Origin of the sequence: Cryobacterium sp. MLB-32, assembly GCF_000738085.1 — a bacterium.
GTDB lineage: Bacteria > Actinomycetota > Actinomycetes > Actinomycetales > Microbacteriaceae > Cryobacterium.
The window spans coordinates 18,082-40,168 of record NZ_JPRS01000013.1 but is presented as its reverse complement, the minus strand read 5'-3'; the positions used below and the strand labels follow the sequence as shown (position 1 = coordinate 40,168).

The following is a 22,087-nucleotide window of genomic DNA, read 5'->3' as shown; positions in this document are numbered from 1 at the left end:
GCTTCTACTTCTTTTCTTTCTTGGGGGGCTCGTCGCCGGAGAGGGCGGCGATGAAGGCTTCCTGCGGCACCTCGACACGGCCGACCATCTTCATGCGCTTTTTTCCCTCTTTCTGCTTCTCGAGGAGCTTGCGCTTGCGCGAGATGTCGCCGCCGTAGCACTTGGCCAGCACGTCCTTGCGAATTGCGCTGATCGATTCGCGGGCGATGATGCGGGCACCGATAGCGGCCTGGATCGGCACATCGAACTGCTGGCGCGGGATGAGTTTGCGCAACCGGCCGGTCATGAGCACACCGTAGTCGTAGGCCTTGTCGCGGTGCACGATCGCGCTGAACGCATCCACCTGTTCGCCCTGCAGCAGAATGTCGACCTTCACGAGGTCGGCCTCCTGCGAACCGATCGGCTCGTAGTCCAGCGAGCCGTAGCCGGCCGTGCGGCTCTTGAGGTTGTCGAAGAAGTCGAACACGATCTCGCCCAGAGGCATCGTGTAGCGGATCTCCACCCGGTCTTCGCCGAGGTAGTCCATGCCGAGCAGCGTTCCGCGGCGCGTCTGGCAGAGCTCCATGATCACGCCGACGTAGTCCTTGGGAGCCAGGATCGCCGCCTTGACGATGGGCTCCTCGACCTTGGCAATCTTGCCGCTGGGGAACTCGCTCGGGTTGGTGACCGTGACGGTCTTCTTGTCGTCTGTCGTCACCTCGTACGGCACGCTCGGAGCCGTCGTGATCAGGTCAAGCCCGAACTCGCGCTCGAGACGCTCGGTGATGATCTCCAGGTGGAGCAGTCCGAGAAAGCCGCAGCGAAACCCGAAGCCGAGGGCGACGGATGTCTCCGGCTCGTACCCGAGGGAGGCATCCGACAGCTTGAGTTTGTCGAGGGCCTCACGCAGGGCCGGGTAGTCGCTGCCGTCGATGGGATACAGGCCAGAGAAGACCATGGGCTGGGGCTCGGTGTATCCGGGCAGCGCCTCGGTCGCCGGCCGGCTGGCCGTCGTGACGGTATCGCCGACCTTGGACTGGCGCACGTCCTTCACGCCGGTGATGAGGTAGCCGACCTCACCGACGCCGAGGCCCTTCTTGCTGATCGTGGGCTCCGGGGAGATCACGCCGATTTCGAGGATCTCGTGCGTAGCGCGCGTCGACATCATCTGGATCTTCTCGCGCGGGCCCAGGTTGCCGTCGATCATGCGCACATAGGTGACGACGCCGCGGTAGCTGTCGTACACCGAGTCGAAAATCATCGCACGCGTCGGGGCGTCGGGATCGCCGAACGGGGCGGGAATGGACCGTGTCGCAAGGTCGAGGAGCTCGGAAACGCCGGCGCCGGTCTTGCCGGACACCCGGAGCACGTCTTCGGGCTTGCCGCCGATGAGGCTTGCCAACTCGCGGGCATACTTGTCGGGGTCCGCGGCCGGCAGGTCGATCTTGTTCAGCACCGGAATGATCGTGAGGTCGTTTTCGAGCGCGAGATAGAGGTTGGCGAGCGTCTGCGCCTCAATGCCCTGGGCAGCGTCGACCAGCAGGATCGCGCCCTCGCAGGCGGCCAGACTCCGTGACACCTCGTAGGTGAAGTCCACGTGCCCGGGGGTGTCGATCATGTTCAGGGCATAGGTCTTGCCATCCAGTTCCCAGGGCATACGCACCGCCTGGCTCTTGATGGTGATGCCACGCTCGCGCTCGATGTCCATGCGGTCGAGGTACTGTGCTCGCATGGACCGGTCGTCCACGACGCCGGTGATCTGCAGCATCCGGTCGGCCAGCGTCGACTTGCCGTGGTCGATGTGGGCAATGATGCAGAAGTTGCGGATGAACTCGGGCGGCGTGGCGGCGGGTTCAAGCGCCTGAAGGGCTCTCGGTGACATAGTTTTCCCATTCTTTCATGTCCGCACCCGGCGCGCTTACGCGCCACGTGCGAGACCGGCTAGGAGAACCGACTGGCGCGTTCCGTGACCTGGCCGCGACCGTCGCTCCAGCGGTAGACCTCGACCCCACCGATGAGCACCAGCTCAGCACGCGAGTTCACGTCGAGCGGGTCTCCGGACCAGATGACGACGTCGGCGTCCAGCCCGGGAGCGAGCGATCCGACCCGTTCGTGCAGCCGGAGAATCAGCGCCGGGTTGACCGTGAGGGCCTCAAGCGCCGTCTGCACCGGCAGCCCTTCCTTCACGGCGAGGGACGCCTGGTGCACGAGGAAGTTGACCGGAACCACGGGGTGGTCGGTGGTGATGGCTACCTGCACGCCGGCGGCGGCCAGGGCCACGAGGTTCGAGAATGCCCGGTCACGCAGTTCCACCTTGGATCGGGCAGTGAACAGCGGGCCGTAGATAACCGGAATACCGCGTTCGGCGAGCACATCGGCGAGTTTGTGCCCCTCCGTGCCGTGGTTGATCACGAGACGGTAGCCGAACTCGTCTGCGAGCCGGATGGCGGTGGCGATGTCATCGTGGCGGTGCACGTGCTGGTCCCACGCGAGCTCTCCGGCCAGCACACGCGCCAGGGTCTCCTTGCCCAGGTCGCGAGTGAACGGCTCGCCCTTCTCGGCGGCCGCGTCACGCGCGGCGGCGTAGTCCTGGGCCGCGATGAACGCTTCTCGAATCACGAGGCTCACGCCCAGCCGGGTGCTCGGAGTCTGCTTCTTGTCGCCGTAGACCCGCTTCGGGTTCTCGCCGAGGGCGGATTTCACGCTCACCGCGTCGCTGATCACCTGTTCGTCGATGGTGCGACCGCCCCAGCTCTTGATGGCCACCGACTGCCCGCCGATCGGATTGCCCGATCCCGGCTTGACCACGATGGTGGTGATGCCTCCCGCGAGGGCATCGCGGAATCCCTCATCATCGATGTCGATTGCATCGAGGGCCCGCACCGCCGCCATGTTCGGACCGGTCATCTCGTTGGTATCGTCACCCGCCCATCCGTTGGCCTCTTCGTGAATGCCCACATGGCCGTGCGATTCGATGAAACCGGGCAGCACCCACTTGCCGGCGGCGTCGATGACCGTCGCGTCAGCGGGGATTGTCACGTCGGTGCCAAGCTCGACGATCCGTCCGTTCTGCAGCAGAACCGTACCCCCGTCGAAGGCGGCACTCGCAACGGGAACGACATGGGCATTGATGATTGCAGTCACTGGAGTCATCACTCCAGACTATGCATCTTCACCCGGGGCCGGTGTGAGCGGGCAGGTGGCTATGCTGGCCGCATGGACTCCCCGGGAGATGCGCCACAGCCCAGTAGGGCCTCGACGTCGGACGCCGTACCCGTCTCCGTGTTACTGGTGCACGGCATCCGCACATCATCGTCGATGTGGCGGCACCAGATCGACGTTCTTCGAGGGCGTGGCCACACCGTGGCTGCCGTGGACCTCCCGGGCCACGGGTCCCGGTTGGGCGAACCCTTCACCGCGGTGGCGGCGCGCCGAGCCATCGATGAGGGCGTCACGTCTCTCGGCGGACGAGTGATGCTCGTCGGACTATCCCTGGGCGGGTACTGGGCCATCGACTATGCGGCCACCCACCCCGAGAGAGTGATCGGGCTGGTGGCGTCCTCCTGCAGCGCCCTTCCGCGGGGTCCGCTCCTCGGGGGCTATCGTGCGCTGGCCCGCGGCATCCGTCGGCTGCCGGATCGAGGCCTCCTGCTGCACAGAACGATCGCCCGGGCCTTCCTGCCGCAGCAGGGCGCGCTCGACGTGATGGCGGGTGGAGTCGCCCTCGACGTGATGGATGCCGGCCTGCGGGCAACAGGACGCTTGACACCGCTGCGCAGCCTCGCGGCCTACCCCGGCCCCGTCTGGCTGATCAACGGGTCCCGTGACCACTTCCGACTTCACGAGCACCGGTTCCTCGCGGCCTGCCGACGCGGGACGCTTATCGTGGTGCCGGGTGCAACGCACCTGGTCAGCCTCGTGCAACCCGAACTCTTCAGCGAGCACCTGACCGCCGTCGCTCAGACGCTGACCGAGCGCAAATGTTTCGGGGATTCCGCCGCGTGATTGTCGAAGCGGCCAACTTGCTGGTATCGTTGGCCGTTGACTTGCGTGTTGGGTCCCACCCCATACGATTATCGCCGTAGCAGCGCCCTCTATCGCTCAGCGGCATCCCAACCAGAATCTAACGAAAGCGTATAAACGTGGCAAATATCAAGTCGCAGATCAAGCGAATCGGCACCAACAAGAAGGCTCAGGAGCGCAACAAGTCGGTCAAGAGCGAGTTCAAGTCGGCCATCCGCGCGACTCGTACCGCTGTTGCCGCTGGTGACAAGGACAAGGCTGTCGTCAGCCTCGGCATCGCGTCGAAGAAGCTCGACAAGGCCGTCAGCAAGGGTGTCATCCACCAGAACCAGGCAGCAAACAAGAAGTCGGCAATCGCGAAGGCTGTTTCAGCTCTCGTCTAGTCCTCCTCATCGCTCATCCGAGCGCAGAAGCCCTCGCCTCACGGCGGGGGCTTTTTTGTGCCCGGTGGTCGGGCACTGGGCCCCCGTTCGGGCTGCGTAGGCACCGCACCATCCCGCTACACTTTGGCCGTGATGAGTTCAGCAAATGATCCAGCTCCGCGAGCGCCCGACGCACAGGTCCCCCCGCGCAGCCAGGCCCGCTATCGCGGCATTCTCGCAGCCGCGGGCGCCGCGCTCCTCACGGCATGCCTGTTGCTCGTGCCACTCAATGGCGCACAGGACAGCGGGTGGACGGTCCTCGGCACCATCGCCCTCGGCCTGCTTCTGACCAGTACCGCTCTCTATGCCGGCTCGGCCGCGCCTGGTTCGCGGGGCGGCCCGACCTTAGGAGCGCCGCACCCAAGCGGGCGGCGGCGCCTCGCGCTGCGTCTGGCCGGCGTCGCTGCCGCAACCGGGCTCGTTCTGGTGCTCGGCATGGTGACGGCACGACTGTTCGTCCCCGCGCCGGAGCAGACGGTAACGGTGCAGTTCTCGGACCCCACCGGGCGGGTCATCCTGGAGTACTGCCCGACGCTGCCCGGGTCATTTGAGGCACAGGCCAGACCTGCCGACCTCTCGGGCGGGTCATCGACACTCCCCATTCGCGTGACCGCCGACATCTGCGGCAATCCGGAATTCGACAAGGGAATCTGGCTTTACCTGCAGCGGTCAGGCATCACGATCGGTGTCGCTGACCGGTAGCAGCTCCGAGCGGACGTCAGCCCTGGCCGCGGCGGGCGATGACGCCGATCAAGCGTTCGAGCACGAAGACCGGGTCTCGTCCTGCACCCTTGACACCGGCATCCGTCTCGGCCAGGACCTCGATACACCGCGCGAGGCCCTCGTCTGTCCAGCCGCGCAGGTCGCGCTGCGCTCGCTCCACTTGCCACGGTGCGAGACCGAGCGACGACGCAAGCTGGCCCGAGGAACCTCGGGCGCCGAAGACTTTGGCCATGGTGCGTATTTTGCTCGCAAAGGCCGCCACGATCGGCACCGGATCGGCCCCGGAGGAGAGGGCATGGCGCAGGGTGAGCAGGGCCTCACCGTTCCGTCCCGCAATTGCGGCGTCAGCGACCTTGAAGGCATTCGTTTCGACGCGGCCGCCATAGTAACGATCGACCGTCGTCTCAGTGATCTCGCTCGTCACATCCGAGATGAGCTGTTGGCACGCCGCCGACAGCTCGGCGAGATCGTCGGAGAATGCTGCGACGAGGGAGCGCAGGGCGCTGGCCGTGACGCGTTTTCCCACGGCTGAGAATTCTGCGGAGGCGAACTCATACTTTTCCGTGTCTTTTTTGAGCTCGGTGCACACGACTTCGATGCCACCGCCCTCCCCGCCCCTGATGCTGTCCAGAAGACGCTTACCGCGCACTCCCCCGCCGTGCCGCAGCACGACATACGTGTCCTCAGCCGGATTGCTCAGGTAGTCCAGGGCCTCGGCCAGGAACACGTCACTGCACTTCTCGACGGAACTCACCCTGATCAGGCGGGGTTCACCGAACAATGACGGACTGGCCAGCGTGAGCAGTTCCCCCGGCGCATAGCTGTCCGCCTGCACGTCGCTGATCTCCAGACTCGGGTCTTCGAGCTTCAGAAAATCCCGAAGTTGGCGGATGGCGCGCTCCGCCAGGAACGTCTCGGTACCCGATACAAGAACGATCGGCGCGGGCCGAACCTGATGCCAGGCCAGTTGCGCGATCACTGTCTTGGCGGCAGCCGCCTTTCCCTTGGCTGCGGACCGACCTGCTGTTGCTTTCACGACCATGCCGTTCCCTTCGACTGCAATGTCCAGCTTAACCCGCCCTCACCGACGCCGCGCCGGCCACCCCCACTTCGCGGGCGGGCGAGCGCAATCGGCGGCCTTCGCCCTCTTTTCGGCGACTTCTCCTGCTATGAATACACGGAGTATGAGTGATCGGTTCGTGTCCAGGTCGAAGTCGAGGGTGTTGTGACCAAGCAGGTGTCTTCCCGGCGGGCCCGTCCCGGCGGCATGCTGGCGACGGTCGGAACCACTGCAGCCGCCAAGATCCTCGTCGTCGGGCTGTCGGGCGTGCTCGGCATCTTGACCGGTCGACTGATCATCGCGAACTTCGGCACGGACGCGTACGCCCAATACGGATTGCTCACCACCCTGCCGGCCCTGCTGCCCTTCGCCGATATGGGCATTGCCGCGGTGGTGATCAATGCCGTGTCCGGCTCGGATTCCGTGCGCACCGACGCGTATGTGCGCCGCGTCATCGTGACTGCCTTCCGTATCCTGTTGGTGTCCGGCACCCTGATCGTGGCGGCCGCCGTGGGCTTCTACCTGCTGGGGTGGTGGCCGATACTCCTCGGTGCCGGCCTCCTCCCCGACGGAGGAAGTCTCGCGGCGGCGGCATGCCTGGCCGTTTTCGGACTCGTGCTGCCCCTCACCGTGGGCCAGCGACTGCTGGTGGGGCTTCGGAAGACGAGCGCCCAGGTCGCAAGCCAGTCGATCATCGCTCCGTTCATGCTGCTGTCGATAGCCCTTCTCATCGCATTCTCCGTGCCCGCCGGCACCTACATCTCCGTTCTCTCCTACATCGCCAGCGGACTGGTCTCCGCCGTCTGCCTTCTCATGGCCAGCCGCGCCCTCGCGCCTCAGGTGGGCCGGGCAATTCGAGAGATACCGCGCCTGCGCAGCGTGCGCAGCGTGCCTGCGCTGGGCCTGGCCTGGCCGATGCTCGTTCAAATGCTGGCCATGCCCCTCTCCATGCAGACGGGCCGTCTGCTTCTCGCACACCTGTCCACCAGCCACGAGCTTGCCACCTACAACCTGGCGTCCCAGCTTTTCGGCATCGTGCTGCAGACCATCGCGGCGGCCGGCGTGGCGCTCTGGCCCATCTACGCCCGGGCGCGGTCAACGGGCTCCGTGGAGTCTCCGCTCGCTCCAACGCTGTGGTTTCTGCTGGGTGGCCTCACCCTCGGCACCATTCTCGCCCTGGCGTCCCCCTGGGTAGCGGGTTTCGTCTCGAGCGGCAAGATCGTTCTCGACCCGCTGCTGTTAGTGATGTTCGTGGTGTTCGTGGGCCTCCAGGCCGCCAAGTACCCGTTCGGAATGTACATGACGGACCGAAAGGGACTTCGGTTCCAGGTGATACCCGTCATCGTGATGGTCCCCATCAGCCTGGGTCTCTCGTTCATGCTTATCCCGCTGTGGGGCGCGGCGGGGGCCGTGGCGGGCGCCTCCGCGGCTGTGCTGATCTGCCAGATCTTCCCCAACCTCTGGTACGTGTACCGCGACCTCGCCCTGCGCCGCGCAACGGCCGCGCAGGACGTCGCCTCAGAGGCACCACTGAGCGGAGACTCCGTCCGGTGATGTACCCGCCTCGGCAGATCAACTCATCCTCCTCTCGCCGATGCCTGGGACAGCCGGTCCGCCGACGCAACCCGCTCCGACCACACGCTGAGTGCACCGTCGTCGGCACGCGCCACCACGACGAGCCCTTCCAGGTCGGTGCGTTCGATCTCCGTTCCGACCCCGCGCAGAATATCGAGCAGGCGCTGAGTCGGGTGCCCGTACGTGTTGTCTGAACCCACGGAGATCAGACCCACCCGGGCCGCGAGGGTTTCATAGAGGGCTGCGCTCTGGTCGGAGGACCCGTGATGCGCCACCTTGACGACGTCGACGCTGCCCGGCGGCGATGCCCGCAGCAAAGCGTCCTGGGCCTCCTCCCCCAGGTCGCCGAGAAAGATCGAACGAAGGCCTCCGCCCTCGAATTCGATCGTGACGCTGCCGGGGTTACCGGTCTGCATTCGCGTCGATCCGGACACGGGCCAGAGGATGCGCCAGGCCAGGCTGCCCAGGCTACCCGAGTCGCCCCGGGCCGACTGCCGAACGTCGGCCCCGCCGGCCGCCAGGCGCTCGTGCAGGCCCGCGTCCTGGGCGTTCTCGGGGATCCCGACGAGCGCATGATCGACGCGTCCGATCACGGCATCCAGACCACCCACATGGTCAAGGTCATAGTGCGTGAGAACCAACAGGTTGATGCGGGCTACGTGGAGCCCCTCAAGGCACTCCGTGAGGAGCGCTGGATCCGGACCGACATCAATGAGCGCATACTGCTCGCCGTCTCTGACAAGCACGGCATCGCCCTGCCCGATGTCGCAGGCCGCTATCTGCCACCGGTCGGGAAAGGCAAGAGTGCGCCCCAGCCCCGCTCCCGCAAGACTCCCGGCATAACCGCCCCCGCCGGCCAGCAACACGGCCAGAACGGCCGCGGGCCAGCGACGGCGGCGACCGTCGCGGCGGCGCAGCAGCAGAGCGATGGCCAGAATCGTACCGAGGGACAGCAGCAGAAAGCCGGCGAATCCCTCGAGCCACGGCAGCCGATTCCCTGGCAGCGCCGCGCTGGTCGTCGCCACGGCCGCGATCCATTCCGACGGCGCCCACGCCGCCGCGATCAGACCGCGCGCGACGCCCGGCAGCACGGGAAGAAGGAGACACCCGATCAGGCCGATCACCGTGGCGATCGGGGCGGCGGGCGCCGCCAGAAGGTTGGCCGGAACCCCGTACAGCGCAATCGACGGATTCAGAAGCAGGAGAACGGGCTGGCAGGCGAGCTGCGCGGCGAAAGGAATGGAGATGATCAGCGCAAGCGCTGTCGGCATCCATCGGGACAACGCACGGGCGAGTGGACCGGCGATGACCAGCAGTCCGGCCGTGGCCAGCACCGACAGGGCAAAACCATAATTGCGGGACAGCCACGGATCACTGACCAGCAGGATGACCACGGACAGCCCGAGAGTGGCCACGCCGCGCCCCGGGCGCCCGATTCCGATCGAGACGAGAGTCACCGAGGCCATCACGGCCGAACGCAGCACGCTCGGTTCTGGCGTCACCAGGATGGCGAATCCGAGGAGAGCCGCAAGCGACAACGCGATCCGCGCCCAGCGTCGGAGCCCCAGCACGGCACCAAGCAGCATGATCGACGCGATGACGATGGCGCAGTTCGCTCCCGACACGGCAGTGAGATGGCTGAGCGCGCTGGATTTCATGGCGTCGTTCAGCTCGGGCGTGACCGCACTCGTGTCCCCGATCGCCAGTCCCGGGAGCAGGTCGGCCCCTTCTCCGGGCAACGTGGCTGCGGCCACGGAGAACCCTGACCGCAGGTCGTTCGCCCACGACAGCGTCCACGGCGCCTCGGCAACGACCTCGGCCCGAGAGTGCGAAAAGAACAGCGCCGCCGCGCTGTCTCCCGGATCCGTCACACGGGGCGTGCCGATCAGTCGCACCGTCGACCCGATCGCCAGGGTACGCGACGAACCCACCGGTGTCGGCGCGAAGGCCACGATCGGCACGGAGACCATCGTCGTGTCTCCCCGATGGCTGATACTCGCGATGGTGGCGCGAAAACGTGCGCTACCACCATCAACCGAGCTGGATCGTCCGAAGCTCCTCGCAGGAACCGGTACGGACCAGACGGTCGCCGTGATGGTCACGGTCTGGTGGCCCGACGCGGCGTCACGCAGGCTCGCCGGGAGACGTGCGGACGCGGTGACGCCGACGACAACGGCCACCAGGCCCGCAACAGCGCCGCAGACGACCAGCGCGCCGCACAGCGTTCGCCATCTCGGTCGGCGTATCACCAGCATCGTCCCCAGGCTCGCCACGGCCACAATCCAGCAGGCCACGGCCGCCGGTACGCTCAGATCGGGGACCGCGATCAGGATTCCCGACGTCAACCAGGCGGCGGCGGCCGGTGCGACCAGCCGCAGGTCGTGGCTCACGTCGTGACCAGGTCCTTCAACGACTCAAACGTCTTGTCGCCGATTCCGGTGACGTTGCGGAGGTCGTCGACGCTGCTGAAAAGACCGTTGGCCGTACGGTAATCGATGATGCGCTGAGCCATCATCGGTCCGACGTGCGGAAGCGTGTCGAGATCGGCCGCCGCAGCCGTGTTGATATTCACCTTGGCAGGGGGTGAGCCAACCTGCCCCTGGCCATCCCCGGCTATCGGCACCGCCGGGGACTCGCCGATTGCCGGAACGTAGACCTGTTCCCCGTCGGCCAGGAGCCGGGCAAGATTGATCCCGGCCTGGTCCGCCGATTCGGTGAGGCCACCCGCCTGCGCGACCGCGTCCATCACACGAGCCCCGGCGGCCACCTCGAAGAGCCCGGGGTTATGGACTGATCCGAGAACGTGCACGAAGATCGTCGGCGGCACTGAATCGTCGGCAGGAGCCATGCTGAAGGCGGACGTGGGTGGCCTGACAGCCGGGCTCGGCCCCGCCCCAATCGGACGCTCCGCCGGCTGGGTCACGGCCGAGATCACGACCGCCGCCACCAGGGTCGCGATCAGCAGCACGATGGCGGCGCCGACGCCCAGGCGTCCGCGTTGGGCGATGCGGGCCCGGGGGCTCAGCCGGGCGAGGTCATCGTGGGGTTCTGGCTGCATCCCGACAGATTAGGCGGGAGGGCCCGGTCTCGCCGCAGGCCAGGTCAGGTCTGTGAGCCGGCGTCGGTCAGCGCGCCTGTGGAGGAAGACTCGACGCCGGCAGAAGCGTTCGCTTACGCCTTCGTGACGATGGACACGAGTTTGGGTACCCGAACGATGACGCGAACGATCTCGCGGTCGCCAATCGAACGAATCACCGGAACGGCCTCACGAGCCATCTTCTCAAGATCCTCCCCCGAGATCTTCGGTGACACCTCGAGCAGCGTGCGCATCTTGCCGTCCACCTGCACAACCGCCGTCACCGACTCCTCCACGAGCAGGGTGAGGTCGGCCTTCCGCCAGAGGACCAGGGCGATGCAGGGCTCGTAGCCAAGGTGCTGCCACATGTCCTCGGCCGCATAGGGCGCGAACAGGTTGAGGGCCATGGCCGTCACCTCGGCGGCCTCGCGCACCGCGGCATCCGCCGGGCCTGCCCCGGTGTCGATCACCTTGCGGGTGGCGTTGACGAGGTCCATGAGTCGGGCCACGACAACGTTGAACTTGAAGGACTCCACGAGCGCCGGTGCATCGGCCAGGAACCGATGGGTCACCCGACGCAGAACGCCGTCACCCGATTTCCAGTCGATGTCCGGGGAGCTCGTCACGTCCCGCGCCACACGCCAAGCACGGGCAAGGAATTTGGCCGAGCCCACCGGGGATACGTCCGCCCAGTCGATGTCGTCTTCGGGGGGACCGGCAAAGGCCATCGTGAGTCGCACGGCGTCGACGCCGTGGCGTTCGATTTCCTCGGTGAAGTAGACGAGGTTGCCCTTGCTCTTTGACATCTTCGCACCGTCGAGAATTACCATGCCCTGATTCAGCAGCGCGGTAAACGGCTCGGTGAAGCTGACGTAGCCCTCATCGAACAGGAACTTCGTGATGAAGCGCGCGTAGAGCAGGTGCAGAATGGCGTGTTCGACACCCCCGACGTACTGGTCGACCGGGGCCCATTTCTCGGCTTCCAACCGGTCGAAGGCCTTGGTGGCATCATTCGGGTTCAGGAACCGCAAAAAATACCACGAGCTGTCGACGAAGGTGTCCAGGGTGTCAGCATCACGTCGCGCCGGAGTGCCGTCAATCGGGTTCGGCACGTTGACCCAGTCGGCGGCGCCGCCCAGCGGCGAGGTTCCACGGGGCTTCAGATCGAGACCCTCCGCCGGGGGCAGCAGCACGGGCAGCTGGTCCTCGGGCACCGGAATCTCGGAGCCATCGGCGCCGTGGATGATCGGGATCGGTGCGCCCCAATACCGCTGGCGGGAGACGAGCCAGTCTCGCAAACGGTAGTTCTTCGCGGCACGGCCGAGCCCATCGCCGGCGAGCTGTTCGACGATGCGCTTGATGGCCGTGGTCTTGCTCAGGCCGTTGAGGGGGCCGGAGTTGATCAGGCGGCCCTCGCCCGCCAGGGCGATGCCGGTGCTGAGCGGGTCAAGCGCCGGCAGCTCTTCCGTGCCGTCGATCATGGCCTGGGTGATCACCGGTATCATGCCGGTGGCCGGTGAATTGGTGTCGACGACGACCCGCACGGGGAGGTCGAACGCCCGGGCGAAGTCGAGGTCACGCTGGTCGTGCGCCGGTACGGCCATGATCGCGCCGGTGCCGTAGTCGGCGAGCACGTAATCGGCCGCCCAGATGGGCAGGCGTTCTCCGTTGACCGGGTTGATCGCGTAGCGGCCGAGAAACACACCTGTCTTGTCCCGGTCGGTCGCCTGACGCTCGATCTCGGTGCTGCGCTGCACCTGAACGAGGTAGGCCTGGAAGGCTTCCCGCTCCTCGGGGGTCGAACCGGCGACGAGTTCTGCGGCCAGGTCGCTGTCCGGCGCGACGACCATGAAGGTGGCGCCGAAGAGGGTGTCGGGGCGGGTGGTGAACACGGTGACCCGTTCGTCCCGTCCCTCGATCGCGAACTCGACATCCGCTCCGATGGACCGGCCGATCCAGTTGCGCTGCATGTTGAGCACCTTGGCCGGCCAGCTGCCCTCAAGCTGATTGAGGTCGTCGAGCAGTCGGTCGGCGTAGTCGGTGATCTTGAAGTACCACTGGGTGAGCTTCTTTTTGACCACGACGGCGCCGCTGCGCTCAGACGTGCCGTCAGCGAGCACCTGCTCGTTCGCCAACACGGTCTGGTCGATCGGGTCCCAGTTGACCCAGCTGTCTTTCCGGTAAGCGAGGCCCTTCTTGTGCAGCTGCAGGAACAGCCATTGGGTCCACTGGTAGTACTCGGGATCGCTCGTATGCAGCTCGCGGTCCCAATCGAAGCTCGTGGCATAGAGCTTCATGCTCTTCTTCTGCTGGGCGATGTTGTCGTAGGTCCAGCCGCGCGGGTCAATGCCGCGTTTGATGGCGGCATTTTCGGCGGGCAGGCCAAAAGAATCCCAGCCGATGGGGTGGAGCACGTTGAATCCCTGGTGGCGCCAGTAGCGCGCCACAATGTCGCCGAGAGCGTAGACCTCCGCATGCCCCATGTGCAGGTCGCCCGACGGGTACGGGAACATATCCAGCACGTACTTGCGCGGTCGGGTGTCGTCGGCGTCGCTCGTGCTGAACGGCTTCAGGTCTTCCCAGATCGGTTGCCACTTGGCCTGAATGGCCGCGAAGTCGTACATCTCTTCGTCACTGTCCTCGTGCGGGTGGACGGTGTCGTGCAAAGGGACGGTGTCGTGCTCGTGTGCCACGGGGCTCTCATTCATTGCGGTGGGGACGAGCCGGGGCTCGCGTGAGTGCGCCCGGTAAAGGCGTCCACCCCTCTAGGTTACTCACCGCGCTTGCCTGTCGCTGACCCCCGGTCCGGCGAGACGGGAGCCGCACCGAGGGCCAGGAGGAGCGCGGCAGCCTTGATCCGGGTTTCCTCGATTTCCTCGCGCGCATCGGAGAGCGCCGTGATCCCTCCGCCGGTGCCGATGGATGCACCCGCGGGACTGAGCACAATGCTGCGAATGATGATCGCGAGATCGACGGCGCCGTCCAGGCCGAAATAGCCGAAGGCCCCGGCGTAGAGCCCGCGTGGACCGCCCTCAAGCCGGTCGATGATGCCCATGGCACTGTGTTTGGGTGCGCCGGTCATGGAGCCCGCTGGGAAACACGCCGCGACGACGTCAACCCCGGTCACTCCAGCCGCCAGACGAGCCTCAATCGTGCTGACCAGTTGATGAACGTGTCGGTAGCTTTCGACCGCCAGAAGCTTCGACACGGCAACGGAGCCGAGTTCGGCGATCCGACCAAGGTCGTTTCGCATCAGATCGACGATCATCAGGTTTTCGGCGCGTTCCTTCTCGCTGGATCGAAGCTCCCGTGCCAGGTCTCCGTCCCTGACAGCATCCACGGATCGAGGACGCGTGCCCTTGATGGGCTTCGTGCGGACCTCTCCGTGCGGCGTCACCTGGAGGAACTGCTCCGGTGACGCGCTCAGGAGAGCGGTCTGGCCAAAACGCAACAACCCACCGTGATGGCTCGGACTGCTCTCTCGGAGTCGCAGGTAGGCCGCTACCGGATCGACAGCTCCGTCCACTCGGATCTCGTTGGTGAGGCACACCTGGTAGACATCCCCGGATCGGATGGCGACGAGGCACTCTGCGATGAGCTCGGCGTACCGTTCCGGGGAATGACGCCAGCGGGCGACAGCGGATGCCGGGGGTCCCGCCGGCGGCCTCTCCGGCGTCGTCTGCAGCGCGAATTCCACCTCCGTGGCCCAGTCCTGAATCGGTTGCTCGGCACCGAATCGGGCCAGCAACGTGACCGTGCGCGTGCCGTGATCGAACATGATGGCGCGGTCCACCATGAGAAGGGCCGCGTCAGGGTGGCCGGCACTGTGGACGGGGCTGCCCACGGTTTGGGACCCGAGTTCGTAGCCAAGCCAGCCGACCCACCCAAGCCGAAATGACCCGTCGAAAATATCGTCGCCCCCGCTGGCCGGGTCGTCGACGCCGGGAGAAGTAGCCCTCGGGCGCGCTGTACCGGCAAGATCACTCCGAAGAAAATCGAAGATCGTCGTTCGCATGGTCACGCCCTCGACACCCGGGGCCCCGGGCGTGACAACGTGCACCGTCCCGTCGGCCACCGACGCCGTGACGAAACGCGAGTGCTCGGTGGCGACTCCAAGGTAGCTCCGGCCCGAGACAGCGTTCGCACCGGCATCGAGCCAGAAGGAATAGGGGTGATCGGAGTACAGGGTCTGAAAGACGCGCTCCGGATCCCACCATTCCGGCAGGGGAATACTTTGGATCTGTCCAGTCACCCCTCCAGCCTAGGCGTGGAAGTGCCCATGCATGCTCGTCGAACCACACCTAGCTGGAGTGGATGAATGACATGCTCAACTGGATTCTCGGGACCGTATCCAGCGTCGACCCCGTCCTTCGCACGACCCTGGCCGGGCTCGGCATGCTGCTTGAGACATCCGTTCTGGTGGGACTCGTCGTTCCGGGCGACACGATCGTGATCGTCGCCAGCACGGCGGTGGCCACTCCCACCGAATATGTGGCGCTGGTCAGCGCAGTCGTGGTGGGCGCCCTAGCCGGGGAAAGCATCGGCTTCGCCCTCGGTCGTCACTTCGGTCCGTACATTCGGCGCAGCCGCCTGGGTACCCGAATCGGCGAGGCCAATTGGCAGCGTGCCGAGACGTATCTGGAACGCCGGGGCGGGCTCGCTGTCTTCATCTCCCGTTTTCTTCCCGTTTTGCATTCCGTGATCCCGATCACCGTCGGCATGAGCTCCATGCGCTATCGCACGTTCATGGCCTGGACGGTGCCGGCGTGTGTCCTGTGGTCCCTCGCCTACGTCTCCGTCGCCTCGGCGGCGGCCGGCGGATACCGTGAGCTCAGCACCGAGCTTCACCTCGCGGGATATTTCTTTGTTGGAGCCATCGCCGTCTTCATGCTCGCCGTCGTGCTGCTCAAGAAATGGTTGCACCGCCGCGAGTCCCGACACATGGACTAGCCGGCCGGTCAGCCCAGAGTCACTCGGCCGGTGATGAGATCGTCGGGGACGGGCGTGTGGGAGATCAACAGCACGGCACGATTATCGGCGGCAGCCACGCGCAGAATGTCGCGCACAAGCCGCTCTCCTTGCTCGGTATCGACGTTGGCGGTCGGCTCGTCCACGATGAGGATGGGGAAGTCGGCAAGCAACGCACGAGCGAGGGCGATCCGCTGGGCCTGCCCGCCCGAGACAAGAGCCCCGCGCTCCCCCACGCGGGCGTCGAGCCCGCCGCGAGCGGCCGCCCACGGGCCCAGCCCGACCCGACCCAGAACGGCCAGGAGATCGGCGTCCGTTGCGGTGTCTCTGGCGAACAGCAGATTCTGGCGAATGCTGTCGTCGAACAGCCACGGTCGCTGCTCGCAGAGTCCGACGAGGCCGCGCACCCGATGCTGAGGCAGGTCGCGGGCTTCGACGCCACCGAGCCGATACGACCCTGTGTACTCCAGAAAGCGCACCAGGGTCGTCGCGAGGGTGGTCTTGCCGGAGCCGCTCGGGCCCGCCAGATGCACGCGATCGCCCGGCGCCAGGCGCAGCGAGACGCCGGCCAGCGCCGGCGTCGCTGCTCCCGGCCACCGCGCTCCGAGATTGTCTAGTTCCAGAACGACCTGCCCCTCTGCCGGAAGCACTGGGGCGCCTGGAAGCGCTGGCACCGCCGTCGCATCCCTCGTCAGGTGGTCCTCGTCAAGCGGAATCTCCCGCGGAATCTCCCGCGGCACCACCGACGCGACCCGCTCGGCGCTTGACCGGACCTGGCGCCAGGCACCGGCGGCCAGCGGAATCATGCCGAAGACCTCGAAGACAGCGAGGGGCACGAGCACGATCACCACGAACGCCGGAGCGTTCAGCCCCGCAGGATCCAAACCGAGGGCGGGGACTCCCCAGACCAGGGCCGCGATCGTGGCGCAACCGGCACAGAGTGACACGACAGCGGACTGCACACCGAAGCCGAGAGCACGGCGGAGGGTCGCCCGACGAAGCCGGTCGTCCAGGCGGCGGAACGAAGCCAGCCGGGCGTCGAGGGCGCCGAACAGAGTCAGCACGTCAAGGTTCTCGATGATCTCGAGAATCTCATCGGCGAGTGCGCCGCGCAGGGGCGCGAGGGTCCGTTCGGAACCCGCCGACAGTCGCCCGGCCACGAGCGTACCGACGACGCCGGCGATGACGAGGCAACAGAGGAGGGCCAGCCCGGCGGCAGGGAGGATGAGCCACACTCCACAGACGCTCAGCGCGGCCGTCAGGCCTGCCACCAGCAGGGGTTGCACGACCCGGAGCGGCAGGTCCTGGAGGTCGTCGACGTCACGCACCAGTCGGCTCAGCAGATCGCCACGACCGGTGTGCGCGAGCCCGGCCGGTGCACGCGGCAGAATACGCGCGAAGATTCCGAGCCGCAGCTCAGAGAGCTGGGCGAAAGCGGCGTCGTGGCTGGCGACGCGCTCAAGATAACGGAAGACCGATCGTCCGAGGGCAAAGGCCCTCACCCCGACGACGGCCATGGACAGGAACAGGATCGGCGGCATCTCGGCGGCCCTCGTGATGAGCCAGGCGGACACAGCCAGCAAGGCAACGGCGAAGAGTGCGCTCAGCACGCCCGCCGCGAGTCCGGGCGCGAAGCGCCGTGCGCGCGGCTGCGCCAGCCGGAGCACGGCTCGGGAGTCTGCGGACAGCCTAGACATGAGCGTCCTCCCGGATGGTCAGTACCCGGTCTGCGGCGGCGACAACCACGGGCCGATGGCTCACCACAATGACGATCCGCCCCTGATCGGCGAGCCGGCGAAGGCCCCGCAGCAGATCCAGCTCTGCCGCGGCGTCCAGGGCGGAACTCGGTTCGTCGAACACCACCACGGCGCACCCGTGCACCAGCGCGCGATAGATGGCTCTGGCCGCCGCGAGGCGCTGAGCCTGACCGCCCGAAAGCCCTGCGCCGTTCACGCCGAGCCGGGTGGCCGTCGACAGGCCGGACAAGCCTGCCCAGTCGAGCGATGTCTCGAGCGCGGCGGAATCCACGGCGGCCTCTCCTAAGGCGACGTTGTGCGCCACCGTGCCCGACATCAGCCCCGGACGCTGCCCTGACCACGCCAACCAGCTGCGCGGACTGCCCGGTGTTATCGTCCAATCACCGAGCCGCACCTCACCGTCGTACGGCACGAAGCCGAGGAGGGCCCCGACGAGCGTCGATTTTCCGGCACCACTGACCCCGTTGATCACCGAGATGTGGCCGGATCTGAATTCGGCGTCGAGGCCGTCGATGACCGGCGTGCCCTGTCGTCGTACCGTGAGCGAATGCAGGTGGAGGGCACTGGCCGCCGTACCGGGATCGGTCATGGACACCGCATTCGGGATGGACGCCCCATCGCTGGCGTCGTCGTCGAGAATGGCGAAGACATCGCCTGCGGCCGCGAGGCCGTCTGCCGCCGCATGGAACTGGGCACCCACTTGTCGGATCGGCAGGAATGCCTCCGGGGCAAGCAACAACACGAAGAGCCCCACGGAGAGAACCAGGGAACCGTCGACGAGGCGCAGACCCACCGAGACGGCGATCAGGGCCACTGACAGACTGGCCGCCAGCTCGAGCACGAAGCCGCTCAGGAAAGACACGCGGAGCACCTTCATGGTGCGCTGGCGATAATCCTCGGTGATCGTGCGCAGGCGCACGAATTGACGCCGCTCACGCCCGAAGATCTTCAGGGTGCCGAGCCCGCCGACAACGTCGAGAAAGCCCGATCCCAGGCGCTGCAGCGCATCCCATTGGTTCTGCTGAACGGACTGGGTCGCCCTGCCGATCAGTACCATGAACACGGGGATCAGGGGCAAGACAATGATGACCGTGATACCGCTCGCCAGATCGTTGGCGAGCATGACCGCCACCAGAATCGGGGTGGCAATCACGGTGAGCAGAAGCTGTGGCAGGTACCTCGCGAAGTAGTTGTCGAGGGCGTCGAGCCCGGAGGTGACCGTTGTCGCAAGACGAACGCCCTGCCGACCGGACACCCACTCGGGGCCACGCTCGGCGACGCGGGCGAGCACCTGGGTGCGCAATTGTGTCTTCACCTGTGCCGCACCACGGGTGGCGGCCGCGTCGAGCAACCAGACGACGAGAGCCCGCAGCCCGACGATGACGGCAAGAGCCGCAATACTGGGGCTGAGTTCATCAATCGAGCGGCCGTCGATGGCGAGGGTGATCACCCGACTGAGCAACCACGCGTACGCGACGACGATGAGCGTCTGGGCCAAGCCCAGCACCGCTCCAACGAAGAGAAACCAGCGTGCAGCGGTCGCGTAACGCAGCAGTCGGGGATCCAGTGGTCGCACGAGCATTTAGTGTACGGCGGCCTCAATGTGCGCGCGACCGATGCGCTTGCGGAAGACCCAGTAGGTAAATCCCTGGTAGCCGAGGATGACCGGCATGCCAATCAGAGCGGTCCAACTCATCACCGTCAGGGTATACGGGGACGACGCCGCATTGATGATCGTCAGGCTGTTCGCCGGGTCGTTGCTGGCCGGCATGACGAACGGGAAAAGCGAGGCGAACAGGGTGAGTACGGCCAGACCGATGGTCGCGGCCATGAGGCCGAAGGCCCACCGTTCGGCCCCGCGCAGGTTCGCAACGAAAGCACCCACGAGGGTCAGTGCAGCAACGAGGGCGAGCACGCCGGACGACAGAGTGCCGAAGGCGAAGGTGGTCCAGATCAAGAATGACGCAGCCACGACGATCGTGACGATTCCGGCCTTGATCGCCACGGCCCTGGCCCGCACACGGATGTCGCCTTCAGTCTTCAGCGACACAAATATCACCCCGTGCGTGAAGAAGAGCAGCAGGGTCGTGAGCCCACCCAGAAGGGCGTACGGGTTCAGCAGGTCAAAAAAACTGCCCGAGTAGTTGAAGTTCGCGTCAAGCGGCACACCGCGAACCACATTGGCGAACGCGACGCCCCAGAGCAGCGCCGGGACGGCAGACCCGACGACGATCATGCCGTCGAACCACTTCTTCCACTCGGATTCTGGACGCTGGTGCCGGTATTCGAAGGAGACCCCGCGCACGATCAGGGCGAGCAAGATGAGCAGCAGCGGAAGATAGAAGCCGCTGAACATGGTGGCGTACCACTCGGGGAAGGCCGCAAACAGCGACGCCCCCGCGACGATGACCCAGGTCTCGTTGAGGTCCCAGACCGGTCCGATCGTGTTGATCAGCACGCGGCGGTCGGTGTCGTCCTTGCCGAGAAACGGGAGCGACATACCCACCCCGAAGTCGAATCCGTCCAGCACGAAGTACCCGATGAACATGAAAGCGATAATCCAGAACCAGAGAATGTTGAGATCCATGATGTTTTCCTATCTGCCCGTCGCCTAGTAAACCGTGACCGCGCGCGTGACCTCGCCGGCCTCGTCGAGTTCCGGCGCGTCGTCGGGCCCCTTCTGAACGGCGCGGAGAATCAGCCTGAACTCGACCACGGCAAGGATTCCGTACAGCAGCGTGAAGGCAATGAGAGAGATCAGAATCTCGATGCCGCTGACGCCCGGTGACACACCATCGGCGGTCTTCAGGAGTCCGAAGACGAGCCAGGGCTGACGGCCCATCTCGGTGAAGACCCAACCGACGCTCATGGCCAGCAGTGAGAAGGGGAAACTCCAGATCGCGATCTTCCATACCCACGTGCTCTTCGGGCTGCGTCCCTTCCGAGTCATCCACAGGCCGACGACAGCGACGAGCATGTGGGCCAGTCCGAGGCCGATCATCCAGCGGAAGGCCCAGTACGTGATCCAAATGGTGGGCGTGTAGTCCCCCGGGCCGTAGAGCGTGACGTACTGCGCCTGCAGGTTGTTTATTCCCTCGACGGTGCCGTCAAAGGTGTGGGTCGACAGGAACGAGAGCAGGTACGGCACCCGCACGGAGAACAGTTCGTGCACACCGTCGGGGGTACCGAGGGTAAAGATCGAGAAGCTCGCATTGGCGCCGGAGGCCGTGTGATAGAGTGCCTCGGCCGCCGCCATTTTCATCGGCTGGGCGTCGACCATGGCCAGGCCGAGCTGGTCGCCCGCGAGAGTGGTGAGCACCCCAGCGATGACCATCATCCACAGGCCGAACTTGAGGGCCGGGCGCATCGTGTCCAGGTGCTGATTGCGGTAGATGTGCCAGGCCGCGACGGAAATGATCAGTCCGGCAGACACCATGAAACAGGCGAAGATCGTGTGCGGAAACGCGGCCAGGGCGATGGGGTTGGTGAGCAGTTCCCAGATGCTCGTGAGTTCTGCGCGCCCCTTCTCCTCATTGATTGTGTACGCGATCGGGTTCTGCATGAACGCATTCGCCGCCAGGATGAAGTAGGCAGAGGCGATGCTTCCCACGGTCGTGAGCCAGATAGTGGCGAGGTGGAGTTTCTTCGGCAGTTTGTCCCAGCCGAAGATCCAGAGCCCGATGAACGTGGCTTCCAGGAAGAACGCAATGATGCCCTCAAACGCCAGGGGCGCCCCGAAGACGTCACCGACGAACCGGGAGTAGTCCGACCAGTTCATACCGAATTGGAATTCCTGCACAATACCCGTGACGACGCCCATGGCAAAGTTGATCAGGAAGATCTTCCCGAAGAAGTGCGTCAGCTGAAGGTACTTCGCCTTGTCGGTGCGCACCCATGCGGTCTGGAAGATCGCCACGGTGAGCGCCATCCCGATCGTCAACGGCACAAAGAGAAAGTGATAGACGGTCGTCAGACCGAACTGCCACCGAGACAGGAGTAAAGGATCCAGCCACTCGTTCATGTGTCCTCCAGGAACATTTCTACGTCTCGTAGAATAATACCTTCTACACGGTGTAGAAAATACCGTCGGCGAGCTACGATGGAGGTTATGGGAAGCTTGGGTGTACTGGAGAGACTGATCATGGACCTCCTGTGGAACACCGAGCAGCCGTTGTCGGCCACCGACCTTCGTGATCGCCTGGCCGATCCGGCTCGGGCGACCGACAGTTCCAAGACGCTCGCCACAACCACAGTGCTCACCGTGCTCTCCCGCCTCGAGACCAAGGGCTTCGTCGCGCGCGATCGCAGCATTCGCCCACACCTGTACACGGCAGTGACGACGCGTGCGGAACATACTGCGCAGCTGATGCACCAGGTGCTCGGCTCCGTGCCGGACCGCCAGGAAGCGCTTGCGCGATTCATCGGCAACGTCACCCCGGAAGAAGCCGACACGCTGCGTCACCTTCTCGGCGCGGTGCATTCCCCTCGACCGTGAGCGATCAAC

The 22,087-nt window shown here is 65.6% G+C and carries 17 protein-coding genes; 6 read left to right on the top strand and 11 right to left on the bottom strand.

Features of this window, described 5'->3' with window-relative positions; all coding sequences use genetic code 11:
• Positions 1–4 precede the first annotated feature (4 nt).
• Together lepA and JF66_RS02770 are read right to left on the bottom strand one after the other, a co-directional pair.
• Positions 5–1,861 (bottom strand): translation elongation factor 4, encoded by a 1,857-nt coding sequence (gene lepA, locus JF66_RS02775; RefSeq protein WP_035874862.1) that lies wholly within the window; start codon positions 1,859–1,861, stop codon positions 5–7.
• Between the two features lie 59 nt (positions 1,862–1,920).
• Positions 1,921–3,132: an amidohydrolase gene (locus JF66_RS02770; protein WP_035874860.1), complete on the bottom strand. Its 1,212-nt coding sequence runs from the start codon at positions 3,130–3,132 to the stop codon at positions 1,921–1,923.
• Positions 3,133–3,195: 63 nt separating this feature from the next.
• On the opposite strand from JF66_RS02770, the gene JF66_RS02765 reads away from it, so the two are divergent.
• The 3 genes from JF66_RS02765 (at position 3,196) to JF66_RS02755 (ending at position 5,126) form a co-directional block, all read left to right on the top strand.
• A complete protein-coding gene (locus JF66_RS02765) occupies positions 3,196–3,984 on the top strand; it encodes an alpha/beta fold hydrolase (RefSeq protein WP_081882098.1) in 789 nt (262 codons plus the stop codon).
• A 137-nt stretch (positions 3,985–4,121) separates the two neighbouring features.
• A complete protein-coding gene (rpsT, locus tag JF66_RS02760; RefSeq protein WP_035874857.1) occupies positions 4,122–4,385 on the top strand; it encodes a 30S ribosomal protein S20 in 264 nt (87 codons plus the stop codon).
• Between the two features lie 129 nt (positions 4,386–4,514).
• Positions 4,515–5,126 (top strand): hypothetical protein, encoded by a 612-nt coding sequence (locus tag JF66_RS02755; protein ID WP_156109625.1) that lies wholly within the window; start codon positions 4,515–4,517, stop codon positions 5,124–5,126.
• Between the two features lie 16 nt (positions 5,127–5,142).
• Here JF66_RS02755 and holA read toward each other — a convergent pair whose 3' ends face one another.
• Positions 5,143–6,189, bottom strand: coding sequence for a DNA polymerase III subunit delta (gene holA / locus JF66_RS02750; protein ID WP_035874851.1), 1,047 nt, complete (start codon positions 6,187–6,189; stop codon positions 5,143–5,145).
• A 183-nt stretch (positions 6,190–6,372) separates the two neighbouring features.
• Here holA and JF66_RS02745 point away from each other — a divergent pair, with 183 nt between their 5' ends.
• A complete protein-coding gene (locus JF66_RS02745; protein ID WP_231556262.1) occupies positions 6,373–7,761 on the top strand; it encodes a polysaccharide biosynthesis protein in 1,389 nt (462 codons plus the stop codon).
• Between the two features lie 23 nt (positions 7,762–7,784).
• On the opposite strand, the gene JF66_RS02740 is transcribed toward JF66_RS02745, so the two are convergent.
• The 4 genes from JF66_RS02740 to pabB all read right to left on the bottom strand — a co-directional run bounded on the left by JF66_RS02740 (position 7,785) and on the right by pabB (position 15,110).
• Entirely contained in the window at positions 7,785–10,172 is a 2,388-nt protein-coding gene (locus JF66_RS02740; RefSeq protein ID WP_051973041.1) for a ComEC/Rec2 family competence protein, read from the bottom strand.
• Complete coding sequence (locus tag JF66_RS02735) at positions 10,169–10,840, bottom strand: helix-hairpin-helix domain-containing protein (protein ID WP_081882097.1); 672 nt, start codon at positions 10,838–10,840, stop codon at positions 10,169–10,171. Before JF66_RS02735 ends, JF66_RS02740 begins: the two co-directional genes overlap by 4 nt.
• Positions 10,841–10,953: 113 nt before the next feature.
• Positions 10,954–13,482 (bottom strand): leucine--tRNA ligase, encoded by a 2,529-nt coding sequence (gene leuS / locus JF66_RS02730; protein WP_051973050.1) that lies wholly within the window; start codon positions 13,480–13,482, stop codon positions 10,954–10,956.
• Between the two features lie 146 nt (positions 13,483–13,628).
• Positions 13,629–15,110 (bottom strand): aminodeoxychorismate synthase component I, encoded by a 1,482-nt coding sequence (pabB, locus tag JF66_RS02725; RefSeq protein ID WP_051973040.1) that lies wholly within the window; start codon positions 15,108–15,110, stop codon positions 13,629–13,631.
• 62 nt (positions 15,111–15,172) lie between these two features.
• Between pabB and JF66_RS02720 the strand changes: the two genes are divergently transcribed.
• Positions 15,173–15,808 (top strand): DedA family protein, encoded by a 636-nt coding sequence (locus JF66_RS02720; RefSeq protein ID WP_051973039.1) that lies wholly within the window; start codon positions 15,173–15,175, stop codon positions 15,806–15,808.
• An 8-nt stretch (positions 15,809–15,816) separates the two neighbouring features.
• On the opposite strand, the gene cydC is transcribed toward JF66_RS02720, so the two are convergent.
• The 4 genes from cydC to JF66_RS02700 are packed head-to-tail and all read right to left on the bottom strand — an operon-like array spanning position 15,817 to position 21,604.
• Positions 15,817–17,523 carry a thiol reductant ABC exporter subunit CydC gene (gene cydC, locus JF66_RS02715; RefSeq protein WP_035874848.1) on the bottom strand — a complete coding sequence of 569 codons (1,707 nt, stop codon included), beginning with the start codon at positions 17,521–17,523 and terminating at the stop codon, positions 15,817–15,819.
• Positions 17,516–19,159, bottom strand: a complete 1,644-nt coding sequence (cydD, locus tag JF66_RS02710; protein WP_035874961.1) for a thiol reductant ABC exporter subunit CydD — start codon at positions 19,157–19,159, stop codon at positions 17,516–17,518. Before cydD ends, cydC begins: the two co-directional genes overlap by 8 nt.
• A 6-nt stretch (positions 19,160–19,165) precedes the next feature.
• Positions 19,166–20,170, bottom strand: coding sequence for a cytochrome d ubiquinol oxidase subunit II (cydB, locus tag JF66_RS02705; protein ID WP_035874845.1), 1,005 nt, complete (start codon positions 20,168–20,170; stop codon positions 19,166–19,168).
• Positions 20,171–20,194: 24 nt separating this feature from the next.
• Positions 20,195–21,604, bottom strand: a complete 1,410-nt coding sequence (locus JF66_RS02700; protein ID WP_035874842.1) for a cytochrome ubiquinol oxidase subunit I — start codon at positions 21,602–21,604, stop codon at positions 20,195–20,197.
• Positions 21,605–21,691: 87 nt separating this feature from the next.
• Here JF66_RS02700 and JF66_RS02695 point away from each other — a divergent pair, with 87 nt between their 5' ends.
• On the top strand, positions 21,692–22,078 hold the full coding sequence (locus JF66_RS02695) for a BlaI/MecI/CopY family transcriptional regulator (RefSeq protein WP_035874839.1): 387 nt from the start codon (positions 21,692–21,694) through the stop codon (positions 22,076–22,078).
• Positions 22,079–22,087 lie beyond the last annotated feature (9 nt).